Origin of the sequence: Yeosuana aromativorans, from assembly GCF_014646655.1 — a bacterium.
Lineage (GTDB): Bacteria > Bacteroidota > Bacteroidia > Flavobacteriales > Flavobacteriaceae > Yeosuana > Yeosuana aromativorans.
Window position 1 is genome coordinate 289,380 of record NZ_BMNR01000003.1, and the last position, 16,513, is coordinate 305,892.

General features: G+C 35.6%; 15 protein-coding genes. 6 read left to right on the plus strand and 9 right to left on the minus strand.

Annotated elements, in window-relative coordinates:
* Window positions 1-60: 60 nt before the first annotated feature.
* Both IEW94_RS08205 and IEW94_RS08210 read right to left on the minus strand, forming a co-directional pair.
* Window positions 61-1,074 (minus strand): 2-oxoacid:ferredoxin oxidoreductase subunit beta, encoded by a 1,014-nt coding sequence (locus IEW94_RS08205; RefSeq protein ID WP_188651855.1) that lies wholly within the window; start codon window positions 1,072-1,074, stop codon window positions 61-63.
* A 2-nt stretch (window positions 1,075-1,076) separates the two neighbouring features.
* Window positions 1,077-2,933 carry a 2-oxoacid:acceptor oxidoreductase subunit alpha gene (locus tag IEW94_RS08210; RefSeq protein ID WP_188651857.1) on the minus strand — a complete coding sequence of 619 codons (1,857 nt, stop codon included), beginning with the start codon at window positions 2,931-2,933 and terminating at the stop codon, window positions 1,077-1,079.
* Window positions 2,934-3,098: 165 nt separating this feature from the next.
* On the opposite strand from IEW94_RS08210, the gene IEW94_RS08215 reads away from it, so the two are divergent.
* The 3 genes from IEW94_RS08215 to IEW94_RS08225 all read left to right on the plus strand — a co-directional run bounded on the left by IEW94_RS08215 (window position 3,099) and on the right by IEW94_RS08225 (window position 7,785).
* Entirely contained in the window at window positions 3,099-3,449 is a 351-nt protein-coding gene (locus IEW94_RS08215; protein WP_188651859.1) for a 4Fe-4S binding protein, read from the plus strand.
* 296 nt (window positions 3,450-3,745) lie between these two features.
* Complete coding sequence (nifJ, locus tag IEW94_RS08220) at window positions 3,746-7,279, plus strand: pyruvate:ferredoxin (flavodoxin) oxidoreductase (RefSeq protein ID WP_188651861.1); 3,534 nt, start codon at window positions 3,746-3,748, stop codon at window positions 7,277-7,279.
* A 131-nt stretch (window positions 7,280-7,410) separates the two neighbouring features.
* Window positions 7,411-7,785 (plus strand): HEPN domain-containing protein, encoded by a 375-nt coding sequence (locus IEW94_RS08225; protein ID WP_188651863.1) that lies wholly within the window; start codon window positions 7,411-7,413, stop codon window positions 7,783-7,785.
* Between the two features lie 63 nt (window positions 7,786-7,848).
* Here the strand turns inward: IEW94_RS08225 and IEW94_RS08230 are convergent, their stop codons facing one another.
* Both IEW94_RS08230 and IEW94_RS08235 read right to left on the minus strand, forming a co-directional pair.
* Complete coding sequence (locus tag IEW94_RS08230; protein WP_188651865.1) at window positions 7,849-8,088, minus strand: NifU family protein; 240 nt, start codon at window positions 8,086-8,088, stop codon at window positions 7,849-7,851.
* Window positions 8,089-8,091: 3 nt separating this feature from the next.
* Window positions 8,092-9,228, minus strand: a complete 1,137-nt coding sequence (locus tag IEW94_RS08235) for an Mrp/NBP35 family ATP-binding protein (RefSeq protein WP_188651867.1) — start codon at window positions 9,226-9,228, stop codon at window positions 8,092-8,094.
* A 294-nt stretch (window positions 9,229-9,522) separates the two neighbouring features.
* Between IEW94_RS08235 and IEW94_RS08240 the strand changes: the two genes are divergently transcribed.
* Both IEW94_RS08240 and IEW94_RS08245 read left to right on the plus strand, forming a co-directional pair.
* Window positions 9,523-10,839: a Fic family protein gene (locus IEW94_RS08240; protein WP_188651869.1), complete on the plus strand. Its 1,317-nt coding sequence runs from the start codon at window positions 9,523-9,525 to the stop codon at window positions 10,837-10,839.
* Window positions 10,840-11,020: 181 nt separating this feature from the next.
* Window positions 11,021-11,860, plus strand: coding sequence for a hypothetical protein (locus IEW94_RS08245; RefSeq protein ID WP_188651871.1), 840 nt, complete (start codon window positions 11,021-11,023; stop codon window positions 11,858-11,860).
* A 10-nt stretch (window positions 11,861-11,870) separates the two neighbouring features.
* On the opposite strand, the gene IEW94_RS08250 is transcribed toward IEW94_RS08245, so the two are convergent.
* The 3 genes from IEW94_RS08250 to trmB are packed head-to-tail and all read right to left on the minus strand — an operon-like array spanning window position 11,871 to window position 13,510.
* Window positions 11,871-12,200: an MGMT family protein gene (locus IEW94_RS08250; RefSeq protein ID WP_188651874.1), complete on the minus strand. Its 330-nt coding sequence runs from the start codon at window positions 12,198-12,200 to the stop codon at window positions 11,871-11,873.
* A 3-nt stretch (window positions 12,201-12,203) separates the two neighbouring features.
* The gene (locus IEW94_RS08255) at window positions 12,204-12,833 is read right to left on the minus strand and encodes a lysine transporter LysE (protein ID WP_188651876.1); all 630 of its coding nucleotides are present in this window, start codon (window positions 12,831-12,833) and stop codon (window positions 12,204-12,206) included.
* Window positions 12,834-12,835: 2 nt separating this feature from the next.
* Entirely contained in the window at window positions 12,836-13,510 is a 675-nt protein-coding gene (trmB, locus tag IEW94_RS08260; protein WP_188651878.1) for a tRNA (guanosine(46)-N7)-methyltransferase TrmB, read from the minus strand.
* A gap of 59 nt (window positions 13,511-13,569) precedes the next feature.
* Between trmB and IEW94_RS08265 the strand changes: the two genes are divergently transcribed.
* Window positions 13,570-14,634, plus strand: a complete 1,065-nt coding sequence (locus IEW94_RS08265; protein WP_188651880.1) for a glycosyltransferase — start codon at window positions 13,570-13,572, stop codon at window positions 14,632-14,634.
* Here IEW94_RS08265 and IEW94_RS08270 read toward each other — a convergent pair.
* Window positions 14,617-15,660 (minus strand): sensor histidine kinase, encoded by a 1,044-nt coding sequence (locus IEW94_RS08270; RefSeq protein WP_188651882.1) that lies wholly within the window; start codon window positions 15,658-15,660, stop codon window positions 14,617-14,619. The genes IEW94_RS08265 and IEW94_RS08270 overlap by 18 nt on opposite strands.
* Window positions 15,660-16,340 (minus strand): response regulator transcription factor, encoded by a 681-nt coding sequence (locus IEW94_RS08275; RefSeq protein WP_188651885.1) that lies wholly within the window; start codon window positions 16,338-16,340, stop codon window positions 15,660-15,662. Before IEW94_RS08275 ends, IEW94_RS08270 begins: the two co-directional genes overlap by 1 nt.
* Window positions 16,341-16,513: the final 173 nt, after the last annotated feature.

Sequence of the window (16,513 nt, forward strand, 5' to 3'; positions counted from 1 at the left end):
ATTGGCCTGTTTAATGACTTAAGTCAGTTTTTAAAAATTTATTTAAAAACTGTTTTCCATCTATTTTACCATATATATTTCTCCTGAATAAAACAGGTCATTTGTTTTTGTAAACTTAGAGTTTGCTTTGACTTGTTTGGTTAAAGCATCTTCTCGTTCTTCAAAAGTGACATCATCAAAACTTCTGATAATACCTGTTGCCAATGGATATTTTAACCGCACTAGCATTTGGTGCAATGTTGGATCTTTTTCTTTAGCGTCATGCACCAAAATATCGGCTTCTGTAATGCCATTTTCCCCAATGGTAACCACTTCTAGTTTCAATTTGTTTAACACCAATCCTTTGTCACGGTTTTTACCGAAAATCATTGGTTTTCCATGTTCCAAGAAAATCTGCTTGTCTTCTTTTACGTCTTTACCGGTTACATTGCTATAACAGCCGTCATTAAAAATAACACAATTTTGTAACACCTCTATTAAAGAGGTCCCTTTAAATTTATGGGCTTCAATTAAAATCTGGGAAATATCCTTAGGCACATTTCCGCCTATTCTTGCAAAAAAGCGTGCATTGGCGCCTAGAGCTAACTCGCCTGGACTAAATGGTGGCTGTGTGTTTCCGTAAGGTGATGATTTTGTTTTTTGACCTACTAATGATGTTGGTGAAAATTGCCCTTTTGTTAAGCCGTAGATTTCATTGTTGAACAACACAATATTCAAATCGATATTTCTGCGTAATACGTGAATAAAATGATTGCCACCAATGGCCATGGCGTCGCCATCGCCCGTCATGATCCAAACACTTAAATCTGGATTGGCAAGTTTAACACCTGTAGCAATACCCGGCGCTCTACCATGAATGGTGTGCATACCGTATGTGTTCATATAATATGGAAAACGAGAGGAACATCCAATGCCTGAAATAAACACCACATCTTCTCGTTTTACACCCATTTCTGGAAGCGCTTTTTGCATAGAACGCAAAATAACATAGTCATCACATCCTGGGCACCACCTTACTTCCTGATCACTTTCAAAATCCCTGTACGTATATTTTTTTTCAACGATTGCTTCCATAATTATTTTACTAATTTTTTAAATTCATCAATCAGTTCATTATTTCCAAACGGTAACCCTTGCACCTTATTAAATTGCAAAAATTCAAAACCACTGAAATTCATCCGCAACACATTGGCAAACTGACCATTGTTTAATTCGCAAACCAAAATCTTTTTAAACCTTGATAATAGCTCTTTTGTGTTTTTTGGAAGTGGATTGATATAATTAAAGTGGGCAAATCCAATAGATTTATAGCCTTCTTGGTTTATCTGTTTAACTGCTGAGTGTAAAGACCCATAAGTGCCTCCCCAACCAATTACCAATAAATCCCCGGAATCAGCAAATTCCGTTTTAATCTCAGGAATATAATTTTGAACACGTTTTACTTTTTCAGCCCTTAAATAAGTCATTTTTTCGTGATTCTCAGGAGCTTGGTTAACATTACCAGTTATACTGTCTTTTTCCAAACCTCCAACTCTGTGTTCTAATCCTGGCGTTCCTGGAATAGCCCAATTACGAGCCAATGTCTTTTCATTTCGTGTATATGGATGCCAGTTTTCAACTGCCTCTTTGGTAATATTGTTTTTGATTTCTGGAAGTTGATCAACACTTTGTATTTTCCAAGGAGCTGATCCATTGGCAATATATCCATCGGTCAATAAAATAACTGGTGTCATATGCTCCAAGGCCAGTTTGGCTGCCTGAAACGCAAAATCAAAACAGTTAGCCGGTGTGCTGGCTGCAATCACAATAACGGGACTTTCGCCATTTCTACCGTACATGGCCTGCATTAAGTCAGACTGCTCGGTTTTTGTTGGCAACCCGGTTGATGGACCACCACGCTGCACATTGACCACAACCAATGGTAATTCCATGGTCATTGCCAAACCTAAGGCTTCTCCTTTTAAGGCCAATCCAGGTCCAGAGGTGGTAGTTATAGCTAAATCTCCCGCAAAGGACGCACCGATAGCTGATGCTATTCCAGCAATTTCATCTTCTGCTTGAAAAGCTTTGACCCCAAAATGTTTGTGTTTTACCAATTCATGTAATATGTCGGTGGCCGGTGTAATAGGATACGACCCTAAAAATAGCTCCAATCCCGATTTTTCGGCAGCAGCCAAGAATCCCCAAGCCGTTGCCGTGTTACCCATAATAACCCGATAGGTGCCAGAGGCCATTTTTGCTGGCGAAATGGTATAAGCGTTTGGTATGAGTTCCAGTGTTTCGGCAAAATAATACCCCGCATTCAACACCTTGGTATTGGCTTCAATCAAATGGGGTTTTGTTTTAAATTTTTTATTGAAAAAATCAATAGTATGTTCTTTAGCACGTCCATACATCCAATATACCATACCTAGAGCAAACATGTTCTTGCTTCTGGTAATGGCTTTGTTGTCCAATCCTTCAACATCTTTCAAAGCTTCTTTGGTCAACGATGTCATATCCACCTGTATCACTCTATAATTGTCTAAACTATGATCTTCAAGCGGATTGGTTTCATATTGTGCCTTTTCCAGATTTTTTTTGGTAAACGCATCCGAATCTACTATTATAGTATGTCCAGGCTTTAATGCGTATAAATTGGTTTTCAAACCTGCTGGGTTCATGGCCACCAATAAATCCAAATTATCGCCGGGTGTACTTACTTCTACACTGCCTATATGCACTTGGAATCCTGAAACGCCATATAAACTTCCTTGTGGCGCCCTGATCTCTGAAGGGTAATTTGGAAAGGTTGCAATATCATTTCCAAACATGGCAGACGTATCAGAAAACTGGGTTCCTGTCAACTGCATACCATCTCCTGAATCTCCAACAAACCGAATAACTACAGCTTCTAAAACTTCAGGTTGGATCTTCACTTTTTCTGTTAACATAATGTATAACGTATTTAATTAATTTACTAAATTTATTAAATGATACTTATTTAATGCCACCAAATATAATTTCACTTTTTATTTTGAAATATGATTTATGTCATTAAAAAGAATTCAAATTAGGATTAATATTGCAATGTATTATAATAAAAAACACTTTATATTATGGCTATAATTATAACAGATGAATGTATAAACTGCGATGCATGTGTTTCAGAATGTCCCAACAACGCAATTTATGAGCCAGATCAAAATTGGTCTTACTCTGATGAAACTGCCTTAAGCGGAACCGTAACTACTCCTTATGGAAAAGAGGTTGATGCCGATGCAGAAAACGACCCAATTTCAGACGAATTTTATTTTATTGTTTCTGATAAATGTACCGAGTGTAAAGGATTCCATGATGAACCACAATGTGCTTCTGTTTGCCCAGTTGACTGTTGCGTTCCTGATGAAAACCATGTTGAAACAGAAGCTCAGCTTTTAGCTAAAAAAGCTTGGTTGCACGGCGAATAATTTGCTTTGTTATTTAAACAGTTTATTCACCTAGAATAAATATGTTTAAAAAGTAGGTTTAAAAAATTTACATACTTTTCAGTCATTTTTAAGTATGTTGAAAAAAGGTATAGCAATTGATTTTGTTTATACCTTTTTTTATGTCCGGCAGTCAGGTAAATTCTTCTAATATGATAAATATCATAAAATTAATCTTCAGCTTTTTTTCAGAACTGACATAAGTCATAGAATTAGTTATACACTATTTATAATTTCACATCCTATTAAATTTCTGAAAATTAACAAAATATAAAATCATGGAAAAAGGATTTGAAAAGCTCATTTGTGATGCCAATGAAGCAGTTGCCAGAGTTGCACATAAAACCAATGAAGTCTGTGCCATTTATCCTATAACACCAGCGTCCCCTATGGGAGAGCACGTGGATGTTTATAGCTCTAAAGGCCAAAAAAATATTTGGAACAATATTCCAAGAATTGTTGAAATGCAAAGTGAAGGTGGTGCTGCTGGTGCCGTTCACGGTTCGCTTCAAGCAGGCGCCTTAACAACCACGTTTACAGCGTCTCAGGGATTATTACTTATGATTCCTAATATGTATAAAATAGCTGGGGAATTATTACCAAGCGTTATCCATGTTGCCGCAAGAACCATTGCCACGCACGCCTTATCTATTTTTGGTGACCATTCTGATGTTATGGCCACAAGACAAACAGGTTTTGCTATGTTGTTTGGTAGTTCTGTACAAGAAGCCCAGGATTTTGCGCTTATTTCGCAGGTGGCAACCTTAAAATCCAGAGTTCCATTTTTAAATATTTTTGATGGATTTAGAACCTCCCATGAAATATCAAAAATTGATGGTATTCCTGATAGTATCATTAAAGCTATGATGCCAGAGGATAAAATCATGGAACACAAAAAACGCTCTTTAGATCCTGATCATCCTGTTGTAAGAGGAACCTCCCAAAACCCGGATGTATTTTTCCAAGCCCGTGAAGCGGCTAATCCATTTTATCAAAAAGTGCCAGAAATCGTGCAAAACACGATGGACGAATTTTTTGCCCATACTGGCAGACGCTATAATTTATTTGATTATGTAGGACACCCCGAAGCAGAACGTGTCATTATTATTATGGGATCTGGTGAAGGTGCTGTTAGGGAGACCATTAACGAACTCGTGGAAAGAGATGAAAAAGTAGGTGCTATTTTTGTACGCTTGTTCAGACCATTCTCCATTAAAAACTTTGTTGATGTGTTACCTAAAACCGTTCAAAAAATTGCCGTTTTAGACAGAACTAAAGAACCAGGAAGTATTGGTGAACCATTATATTTAGACATTATCTCTGCATTAAATGAAAGCGATAGAGACATGCCAATCGTGGTCGGCGGCCGTTATGGTTTATCTTCAAAAGAGTTTAACCCTAGAATGGTAAAAGGTATTTATGATGAGCTGCTAAAAAGCAAACCTAAAAACCACTTTACCGTTGGTATTTATGATGATGTAACCCACACCAACCTAGAAATTGATGATTATTTCTCTGTAAAACGAACCACTATTAACTGTATGTTCTACGGTTTAGGATCGGATGGTACAGTGGGTGCCAATAAAAACTCCATTAAAATTATTGGTGATACCACCGATAATTATGTACAAGGATATTTTGTGTACGACTCTAAAAAAGCAGGTGCACAAACCATATCACATTTGCGTTTTGGCCCAGAACCAATTCATTCTACTTATTTAATTGATAAAGCCGATTTTATTGCCAGTCATCAATTTAATTTTATTGAAAAATACAATATGCTATCCGATTTAAAATTGGGTGGTACCTTTTTATTGAATTCGCCTTTTTCAAAAGATGAAATCTGGAATGAGTTGCCTAAAAAACTTCAAAAGGAAATCATTGAAAAAGAAGCTGAATTTTATGTGATTGATGCCAGTAAAGTGGCTCATGATGCAAAATTAGGAAAACGTGCCAATACGGTTTTACAAACGTGTTTCTTTGCTATCTCTGGAATTTTACCAAAAGATGAAGCCATCCAAAAAATCAAGGATGCCATTGTAAAATCCTATTCACATAAAGGAGAAAAAGTTGTAAAAATGAATTTTAATGCGGTTGATAAAGCGCTAGAAAATTTACAAAAAGTTGAGTATCCAAAAACATCCAATAGCGAAAAACCATTATTATCTGCCATGACTGACGCTCCTGATGGATTTGTAAAAGAAGTCTTGGAAAAAATATTGGCTGGCGCTGGCGATGATCTACCAGTAAGTGCATTCCCTGTTGACGGAACCTTCCCAACAGGAACCACACAATATGAAAAACGTGGTATAGCAGACTTTGTTCCTGTTTGGGATGATGAAAACCTGTGTACACAATGTAATAAATGTGTGGCCATTTGTCCGCATGCAGCCATTAGATCAAAAGTGGTTTCTAATGATATGTTAGCCGATGCGCCATCATCATTAAAAGCAGTTCCCGCAAAAGGAAGGCCTTTTAATTCTGAAACCGAATCATATGTGCTTCAAGTATCACCAGAAGATTGTACCGGATGTGATCTTTGTGTAGCTGTTTGTCCTGCCGTTAGTAAAGAAATTGATGATTTCAAATCTATCAACATGACCAAAAAACTAGATATAAAAGATAGAGAAATTGCCAACTGGGATTACTTTGTAAACTTACCTTACTACGACCGTAATGAGTTACAAATTACCAACGTTAAAGGCTCTCAGTTCTTAGAACCATTATTTGAGTTCTCTGGTGCTTGCTCTGGTTGTGGTGAAACGCCTTATATTAAATTGCTTACCCAATTATATGGTGATAGTATTTTAATAGCCAATGCCACAGGATGTTCTTCAATTTACGGAGGTAACCTTCCAACCACACCTTATAAAACCAATGAATTTGGTAGAGGTCCTGCTTGGGCTAACTCCTTATTTGAAGATAATGCCGAATTTGGTTTAGGTATGCGATTAGCACTGACCAAAAAACAAGAAATCGCGGTTGATTTATTAAAATCGTTGGAATTCTTGGTAGGCAGTGAAATTGTAGAATCAATCTTAAATAATCCTGAAAGTACAGAAACCGAAAAAGCAAAAAAAATAGCAGACATTGAAGAACTCAAGAAAACACTCAAAATTCTTGACAACAACGATGATGCTATCAAACTGAGCAACTTAACCGAGTACTTACGTAAAAAAGCCGTTTGGATACTAGGTGGTGACGGTTGGGCTTACGACATAGGATATGGTGGTGTTGACCATGTGTTGGCTTCTGGAGAAGATATCAACATTTTGATAATGGATACCGAAGTATACTCCAATACTGGTGGTCAAACCTCAAAAGCTACGCCACTAGGCGCCAGTGCTAAGTTCTCCGTATCCGGAAAACGAACCAGTAAGAAAAGCTTAGGATTACAAGCCATTTCTTATCAAAATGTATATGTGGCCCAAATTGCAATAGGTGCTAAAGATTTACAAACACTTAAAGCTATTGAAGAAGCTGCAGCTTATCCAGGACCATCTGTTATCATTGCTTATTCACATTGTGGTGAACACGGTTACGACTTAAAACATGGTGCTGAGCAACAAGAAAAAGCTGTAGAATCAGGTTACTGGCCATTATTTAGATTTGACCCACAACAACCAAAAGGCAAAAAGTTCAAGTTAGATTCTAAAAAACCGACCATTCCGTTACGTGATTTCATGTACAATGAAACCCGATTTACAAGGGTGGTAAAAGATGATGCTGTATTAGGTAAATCATTACTTGACCAAGCTCAAGAGGAAGTTGATTCAAAATGGGAACGCCTAGAACTTTACAGGGACATGTAATACGTGTCTCTTGAAGAAGAAACTTTAGGCTAAAAAGTGAGTGCATTAAAAAGTTACATTCTAAACATTAGCCAATAACAATGTTTAGAATGTAGGCTTTTTATAATTATAAACTTTAAAAAATATGTATCATGGGAACAAAAGCCAAAGAACATTTTGCATCTGCCCAAGAAAAACTAAAAGAAGCCAAAGAAGAATTATTCAGGCCAGAAGAGGATATGGTCTCTTATTTAGTTTGTAAAAACTCACAATTTGCTATAGAGAATTATTTGAAAGGCTATCTGTTGAAAAATGGGGTTGACATTGATGATTGCGAAACCATTGACGCACTTTACAACCAATGCCTGGCCATAAATGCGAATTTTGAAAAAGTTGATTTGTCTGATTTTGAATGCAAAGGTCATAGCCTTAATTCAAGATATTGCAATGAAGCCTCAAAAGTCAGTAATTGTTTTGATGCTGCCGATAATCTGGATACCTTTCTTAGACAAGAAAAAATCATTTAAAAAAAATGACATAAAAAAAGCGGCCAATGTTGGCCGCTTTTTTTATGATTATTCTTAAAAACGTTATTGAATATTAATGACCGTTTCTATTTGAGGCGCATATTTTTTAATGGTCATTTCCACCCCCGATTTTAAAGTCATTTGATTGACGCTACATCCAACACACGCTCCTGTTAATTGAACTTTAACATGTTTGTCATCTTCAATGGAAAGCAATGAAATATCACCACCATCACTTTGCAAAAACGGACGAATTTCGTCTAACGCCTTTTCTACATTTAACCTTAATTCTTCTGCAGTCATAACTTATTTTTTAACAGCTGCACAACCCGCCATGGTTGTGATTTTTATGGCTTCGGTTGGCGGTAAGTTTTCATTTCTATTAACAAGCTCTTGAACCACATTTTGGGTGATTTCCTTAAACGCTTCAGATAGAGGCGTATCAACCTGTAATGCCGCCGGACTTCCAATATCACCAGCTTCACGAATACTTTGTACAAGAGGCAAACCTCCTAAAAATGGCACTCCTAAATCTTCGGCTAAATGCCTAGCACCATCTTTCCCAAAAATGTAATATTTATAATTTGGTAATTCATTAGGTGTAAAGTAAGACATGTTTTCAATAATACCTAATACCGGCACATTGATACTTTCTTGCTGAAACATGGCTACTCCTTTTTTAGCATCGGCCAAGGCTACTACTTGAGGTGTACTCACAATAACAGCTCCTGTAATAGGTAGCGACTGCATGATACTTAAATGAATATCTCCTGTTCCTGGTGGCAAATCAATCAACAAAAAGTCAATCTCACCCCAATGGGCATCAAATATCATTTGATTTAAAGCTTTTGCAGCCATCGGTCCTCGCCAGACAACCGCTTGATCTGGTTGTGTAAAAAACCCTATAGACAATATTTTTACCCCGTAGTTTTCAATGGGTTTCATTTTTGATTTTCCATTAATATCAACAGCTAATGGTCGTCCTTTTTCTACGTCGAACATAATAGGAATGGATGGTCCATAAATATCAGCATCTAAAATCCCAACTTTAAATCCCATTTTTTGCAAAGCAACGGCCAAATTGGCTGTAACAGTAGATTTACCTACACCACCTTTTCCAGAAGCCACGGCAATGATATTTTGAATACCCGGAATGGCATTTCCCTTAATCACATTAACCTTGGGTTTTTCAGGTGCATCAACCTTTACGTTTACGGTTATTTTGGCTTTTTCATATACTTTATCATGAATAACCTTCATGATGTCAACCTCCGTACGTTTTTTGGCTTGCAAACTTGGGTTTGTAATGGTAATATCCACAATAACCTCATCACCAAAAGTCATCACATTTTTAACAGCCCCCGTCTCAACCATGTTACCACCTTCCCCAGGCGCTGAAATGGTTTCAAGTGCTTTAAGTATATCTTGTTTACTTAATTTCATTTGTTTTTTATTTAATTTGAATTTCAAATCATTCCAAATAAACCCAACTCGTTTTCAATAATTTAGATTTATTCTAAAGTACAAATATACACTGAAATGTTCAGATTTTAAAGCAGATTTATTGAAATGATTGATAAAGATATATGCTTTGGTTATGATTAAAACTGATTTAAATCATATCCATAAAATTTTATGATTATTTGTAAATTTTGTAAAAATTAGGAAATATTAATATATTTTGTATATTTGATAATATTTGTAAATTTTATAAAAATTAGGAAATAATAATATGTTATGATAGAGAAAGCGCCTGAATTTGAGTTTAGCCAACATTTTAGTGACACTTTAGTGCAAGTTGATTTTCAAAGTGGATTAGAATCAATTATAAAAAGTCAAAAGGAATATTATTATTGGGATAAAGTAAAATATTTAAAGGAAAAATTCTTAAAACCTGAAAGAATATGGAAAATTTTAAAAATTTCCAGAAGTTTAAATTCAAAAAAAAATCTTATTAAGTCAACCACATTTGATAAATCTATATTGTTGAATTATAACGTTAATGAATTTCTCCAACAAAAACTTCACTATCTCGACTTTAACTTTGGAGCCGGTTTACAAAAAGAGAAACTCCTTACTGATTTAGATAAACAAGATTATCTAAAAAATGCCTTAATGGAAGAATCTATTTTTTCATCTATGATTGAAGGCGCTACCACTACTCGTGTAAAGGCTAAAGACATGTTACGCAAAAACAAAAAGCCCAAAACCAAAAGTGAGCAAATGATATTGAATAACTATAAAACAATTCAATATATTAGCGAGTATCAAGGTGAAGAAATAACCATTGAAAAACTGTATGAAATCCATAGACTAGTTACCGAAAACACTTTAAAAACAGAAGATGTTGGTGTTTTTAGAGACAATAATGATGTAAATGTAGTCAATGAACTAACAGGTGAAATAGTCCATACACCTCCAAATTTTGAGGAACTCAATGACTTAATGACATCGTTCTGCAAGTTTTTTAACAACAACCCAAAAGAAGATTTTATTCACCCCATTGTAAAAGGCAGCATTTTGCATTTTTTGATAGGCTACATTCACCCATTTGTTGATGGAAATGGCAGAACTGCCAGGGCTATTTTTTATTGGTATTTACTAAAGAACGGTTATTGGTTGACTGAGTATTTATCAATTTCTAGGGTTATCATGAAAACCAAAGTTCAATATGAAAAAGCCTATTTATACACAGAAATTGATGACATGGATGTCACCTACTTTATTCACTACCAAGTAAAAGTATTAGTAAGAGCCTTTGAGGAATTAAAAACCTATGTTGCCAAAAAGAAAAAAGAACAATCCAAACTTTCTAAATACTTAAAACTTGAAGGTATTAATGAACGGCAAGCCATTATCCTACAAAAAATTGAAGATGACAGTAATCGTTTTTTCACTGTAAAAGAAATTGAAAACACATTCAGCATTACCAATCAAACAGCAAGAACAGATATTGAAGAATTAGTAGAACGAGGCTTTTTGAAAAAAATAGCCATTAATAAAAAAGCTTCAAACTATTGGAAAGGTGATAAATTTGATTCTGCCTTTTTATAATTCCTTGGCAGGATCCCAAAACACCGTTTCAAAATCTTGAATTTGATTTTAATAACTTGGTGCATTTTAAGTAACGATAAAAATTGAAATATTCAGATTTTAAACTAGATTTGTTGACATTGTAGCCAGTAATATTGTAATGTCTTTTAAATAAATCGTTTAATCATTTAAGGCATCCCTAATGAAAAAATTAATTTTTTACCTCGCCTTAATATTTTTCACTTCAATAACCTGTTATTCGCAATCTAAAATTAAAAAAGCAGAGAATAGTTTAAACAATAACGATGAGAAATCCTCAACATCAAGCAGAAAAGAGCGCAAAACCAGATATGATAACGATGCCGGTGGAGACAACTTTTTTACCGATGCCATAGCGGAATTACTATTAAAAAGTGTTTTATATGCAAGCTATTATACCCTAATAGAATCTCCGCCAGAAAGAGAATATAATGCCAGTCAAGCTTTCATAACCAAATATCCTTATTACAATTCTAAGAAAGGAAACTACAGTTATGATTGGGGAGAAAACACAGATGTATTCAGAACCTTGCTATCTGGAAGATACGTTTCAGAAAATAGCAGAATAAAAGGAGCGCATTTAAATTTAGATATGCGTTTTTTAAAAAGAATAGGATTTGAAGTTGATTACCTTCAGTTGTGGGAAAACAATCCCAACTTTGGATCTGACAATCTAGCAATTTACACAGTACTTGCAAAATATCATCGGGTAAGAACCGAAAAATTTGATGCTTGGTGGGGTTTAGGCGGTTCTTATGTGGATGGTCAGGTTGACCGCTTTGGTTTTAGTTATGGTTTGGGTGCAGAACTGTTTTTTGCAAAACCAATAAGCCTAGAATCTAACTTTAACCAAACATTTATAAATACCGAAACTGTAAAAAAACTTAATATCTTGATAAATTATCATACTAAATGCTATCTGTTTACCGGAGGCTATGAACACCTAAAAATAGGTAATCAAAAATTCGCTACAATAACCATAGGGACAGGTGTTTTCTTTTAAATAAACCGTGTCACAACTCCTTGGCAGGGTCCCAAAACACCGTTTCAAAATCTTGAATTTGATTGTCAATAACTTGTATCCCCTCACTCTCCAATAACTGTTGCATGAGATTGCTACCATCAAAGTGATGTTTTCCTGTTAATAATCCTTTTCGGTTTACCACCCTATGGGCTGGAACTTCTTTACCCGAAGAGCCATTCATGGCATATCCCACCATACGTGCACTTCTTGCTGCTCCTAAGTAATTGGCAATAGCACCATAGCTTGTTACACGCCCGTATGGAATCTGTTTTGCAACTTCATACACTCTATCAAAAAAATTAAGCGTGCTCTCTTGCATAACTTACATTTCCTTAATAATATTAATCAAAGTAATGATGGAAATAATACCCGTAATGCCACCAATGATATAGTTCATGCTTTTTTGAGAAGCAATGGGCGTGTCTTTTATTTTATGGAAAAAGAACATGTAAAGATATAGCATAACAAATGTGCCCATAGCAGCTCCGGCCACGTAGGCTATAATACTGATATGGCTAAAATCCAACCAACCAAATGATGCCAGGGTTAAGGTCATATAAGCTTGAAAAGGAATTGGAAACACATTGATACTGGACAAAAACATCCCTTGAAAAAACCGACTGTGCTTACTCCGTATGTGAGGTTCTACTTGTGTTGTGGGCTGTTGCTTGGCAACAAACAAATAATAGACCGTAATGAGCACAAAAATAACAAAAGCAACACGCTGTAAAATATCAATTACCTCTTGATGATTGGATAAGTATTTTGCAAAAATAGCGGCCAGATACGTTTGCACTATCACAATTAAACACACGCCTACCGAAAACATAATACCTCTAACGTGTCCTTCCTTTAAACTGATTTTTGCAGCCGTCATATTCAATAAACCAGGGGGAATAACCCCTATTAAAGCCACAATGAGTCCTAGAAAAAAGATAATTGTAATGTTCAATGCTATTTTATTTTAAACCGAATATACGTAATTGCCTTGTCTTGTTCTAAATATTGCGACTCATAAAATGTTTGAACGCTCGTAACATCTTCAGGGCTCCCCTCTTGTTTATACACATTATGATTGGCATATAACACCTCATGACCTTCACCGTGTAACAACCCGAGCGTGTAACCATGCATAAATTCACTATCGGTTTTTAGGTTGACCACGCCATCTGGCTTTAAAATGGATTTATAACGTTGCAAAAATGCTGAATTGGTCATACGGTGTTTGGTACGCTTATATTTTATCTGCGGATCTGGAAAGGTAATCCAGATTTCATTAACTTCATTATTGCCAAACGCATAATCAATAAGTTCTATTTGAGTTCTTAAAAACGCTACGTTGTCTAATCCCGTTTCAATGGCCGTTTTGGCACCGCGCCAAAAGCGGGCACCTTTAATGTCAATACCTATAAAATTTTTATCAGGGTATTTTTGTGCCAGAGCCACCGAATATTCACCTTTTCCACAGCCCAACTCCAACACTAACGGATTGTTGTTCTTAAAATACTTTGCATTCCAATTTCCTTTTAATAAAAACTGCTGGTTGACCAACTCGTCCCTAGTTGGTTGAATGACATTTTTGAATGTTTCGTTTTCTTTAAATCGTTTCAGTTTGTTTTTACTTCCCACGCCTTTTTAAAAAATTTTGGTAAAATTAAGGAAACAATTTAGCATTATCTTTGTTTTAAATGAATTTCAAAAAACGAATTTTAGTTGCGCCCTTAAATTGGGGACTGGGCCACGCTACACGATGCGTCCCAATTATCAATGCGTTGTTGGATCATGAATTTGAACCCATTATAGCTAGTGATGGCAATGCTTTAAAGTTACTTCAAAAGGAGTTTCCTTCCCTGACGTGTTTGGAGCTTCCATCCTATCATATTCAATATTCCAAACACGGGTTTTTGCTAAAATGGGAGCTTTTAAAATCCGTTCCCAAATTGTTGAAAGCCATTTCCGAAGAAAAAAAGCAAGTTCAACACATCATTAAAACCTATGATATCAAAGGTATCATTTCTGATAACCGATTTGGTATTTATGACGCAACTGGCCAAATTCCATCGGTTTACATAACACATCAGTTGCGGGTTTTTAGCGGTTTTACCACTTGGATAACCACCCAATTACATCAACACATCATAAAAAAACACCATGCATGTTGGGTGCCCGATTTTGAAAACACGCCTAATTTAAGCGGTCAATTAGGCCATCCAAAAACACACAACATTTCATCAAAATATATAGGTGCATTAAGTAGGTTTTCCTATAAAAAGACAAAGACAATTTGTGACATTCTGGTGGTTTTGTCCGGTCCAGAACCACAAAGAGGTCTTCTTGAAAACAAGCTTTTATTTGAATTACAGGACTATAAAGGTTCCGTGATTTTTGTCCAAGGCGTGATGGAACAAACCCAAAAAATCATCCAACAAAATCACATAACCCTCTATAATTTTATGCAAGGTTCAGAACTGGAAAAAACCATTCAACAAAGCGACATCATCATATCCCGTTCTGGCTATACAACCATTATGGATTTGGCTATCTTAAGAAAGAAAGCGTTTTTTATTCCAACGCCTGGTCAAAGCGAGCAGTTATATTTAGCTAAACGATTGGATAAATTGGGAATTGCACCGTATTGCAAACAAGCGGATTTTAATATAACTAAACTTAACAATCTGGAGTATTATTCTGGATTCAGCAATATGGATTTTGGTCAAGCTACAGACTTCAAAACCCTATTTAGCCTTTTCTAAGGTGAATGAAAATTCACTGCCCACACCGTATTCACTCTCTACATATATTTTCTCATCATGGGCTTCTATGATATGTTTTACAATGGATAGCCCCAAACCAGAACCACCTTCAGTCCTAGAGCCGCTTTTGTCAACCCTGTAAAAGCGTTCAAACAATCTGGGAAGATGCGCTTTGCCTATGCCAATACCGTTATCGGTAATGCGAACTATAACCTTGTTTTTTATGAGGTTTTCTATGCTTATCTCAGTCGTTCCCTTTTCACGTCCGTATTTTATGGAGTTCACAATGAGGTTTATCAACACTTGCTGAATGCGTTCTTTATCAGCATTGACCAAAATGGGCTTGGGATAATCTGTATCAAAAGTAAGTGTGATTTTTTTCTTATTGGCACGCATTTCAAACATATCAAACACATTCTTGACCATTTCAACAATATCAAATGTTTCAATTTTAAGCCTTAAATCACCTATCTCCAGTTTGGTTATCATGTCTAGGTCATTGACAATGTAAACCAATCGCTCTACACCTTTACTGGCGCGTTCCAGATATTTTTTCCTGATTTTCTCGTCATTCATGGCGCCATCCAGTAAGGTTAAAATATAACCTTGTACCGTAAATAATGGCGTTTTTAGTTCGTGCGATACATTACCAAAAAACTCTTTTCTGTATTGGTCACGAACTTTTAAGGTTTCTATTTCCAGTTTTTTATCGCGGGCAAACTTGTCAATTTCCTGGGTTAATGTTCCCATATCAGTATTGATTGGGCCACGGGTTAAGTTGGTAGACTCCAGCAGGGTTAAATCGTCATATATTTTCTTGACTCGCTTATAGATAAATCGTTCCACCCGAAACTGGACCACAATAAATGAAAACACATAACAAACCAATGAAAACCCTACAATCAACAGCCAATTAACAGTATAGAAACTGTATAAAAAAACACCCATTAAGAGCGTTATAAAAAGCGTTATATAGAGCGACGTTTTAATCGCAAACTTATATGTTTTTTTAAATTTTACCCGCATTAATCTACAAACTTATAGCCAACTCCTTTAACCGTTTTAAAGCAATCATCACCTATTTTTTCTCTTAGTTTTCTAATGTGAACATCGATGGTGCGGCCACCAACCACAACCTCATTGCCCCAAACTTTATCAAGAATTTCATCGCGCTTAAATACTTTCCCCGGTTTTGAGGCTAATAAAGATAACAATTCAAATTCTTTTCTGGGCAAGATAATCTCTTTTCCTTTTAAAATAATTTTATACTCATCCCTGTTTATTACCAGGTTTCCTATTTTAACGGTATCATCAACTTCTGGCTCCTTAAACCGTCTCAAAAGCGCTTTCACTTTACTGACCAAGACTTTTGGCTTGATAGGTTTTGTAATATAATCATCGGCACCGGCATCAAAACCGGCCACTTGTGAATAATCTTCTCCTCTGGCGGTTAAAAAGGTAATGATACAATCTTTTAAATCTGGGTTTTTTCTGATGATTTCACAAGCTTCAATGCCGTCCATTTCGGGCATCATCACATCAAGAATGATTAAATGGGGCAACTCCTTTTTTGCTTTTTTTACGGCTTCTAAACCATTTTCAGCAGTAATTACCTGATAGCCTTCGTTTGATAAATTATACCCAACTATTTCTAAAATATCGGGTTCATCATCAACTAAAAGTATTTTAATGTCCTTTTTATTCATCTTGTAACTAAGGTTAAATGTCTTTTACGAAGTAAAGATAAAATTAATAACACAGATTTATATAAAATTTAATATAATTAACCTTAAGGTAACGTATGACTTACAGTCATTTAACTTTTCGATTAAAAACATTTTTTTTTAACACTACTTTGGTATACATTTTGAACAAAATC

What these genes read in the sequence shown, in the direction of transcription:
- IEW94_RS08225 (WP_188651863.1), top strand. Translation starts at nt 7,411, where the DNA reads ATGGGAACAAAAGCCAAAGAACATTTTGCATCTGCCCAAGAAAAACTA.
- IEW94_RS08210 (WP_188651857.1), bottom strand. Translation starts at nt 2,933, where the DNA reads ATGTTAACAGAAAAAGTGAAGATCCAACCTGAAGTTTTAGAAGCTGTA.
- IEW94_RS08230 (WP_188651865.1), bottom strand. Translation starts at nt 8,088, where the DNA reads ATGACTGCAGAAGAATTAAGGTTAAATGTAGAAAAGGCGTTAGACGAA.
- IEW94_RS08205 (WP_188651855.1), bottom strand. Translation starts at nt 1,074, where the DNA reads ATGGAAGCAATCGTTGAAAAAAAATATACGTACAGGGATTTTGAAAGT.
- IEW94_RS08275 (WP_188651885.1), bottom strand. Translation starts at nt 16,340, where the DNA reads ATGAATAAAAAGGACATTAAAATACTTTTAGTTGATGATGAACCCGAT.
- IEW94_RS08240 (WP_188651869.1), top strand. Translation starts at nt 9,523, where the DNA reads ATGATAGAGAAAGCGCCTGAATTTGAGTTTAGCCAACATTTTAGTGAC.
- IEW94_RS08215 (WP_188651859.1), top strand. Translation starts at nt 3,099, where the DNA reads ATGGCTATAATTATAACAGATGAATGTATAAACTGCGATGCATGTGTT.
- IEW94_RS08245 (WP_188651871.1), top strand. Translation starts at nt 11,021, where the DNA reads ATGAAAAAATTAATTTTTTACCTCGCCTTAATATTTTTCACTTCAATA.
- IEW94_RS08250 (WP_188651874.1), bottom strand. Translation starts at nt 12,200, where the DNA reads ATGCAAGAGAGCACGCTTAATTTTTTTGATAGAGTGTATGAAGTTGCA.
- IEW94_RS08270 (WP_188651882.1), bottom strand. Translation starts at nt 15,660, where the DNA reads ATGCGGGTAAAATTTAAAAAAACATATAAGTTTGCGATTAAAACGTCG.
- IEW94_RS08265 (WP_188651880.1), top strand. Translation starts at nt 13,570, where the DNA reads ATGAATTTCAAAAAACGAATTTTAGTTGCGCCCTTAAATTGGGGACTG.
- IEW94_RS08235 (WP_188651867.1), bottom strand. Translation starts at nt 9,228, where the DNA reads ATGAAATTAAGTAAACAAGATATACTTAAAGCACTTGAAACCATTTCA.
- nifJ (WP_188651861.1), top strand. Translation starts at nt 3,746, where the DNA reads ATGGAAAAAGGATTTGAAAAGCTCATTTGTGATGCCAATGAAGCAGTT.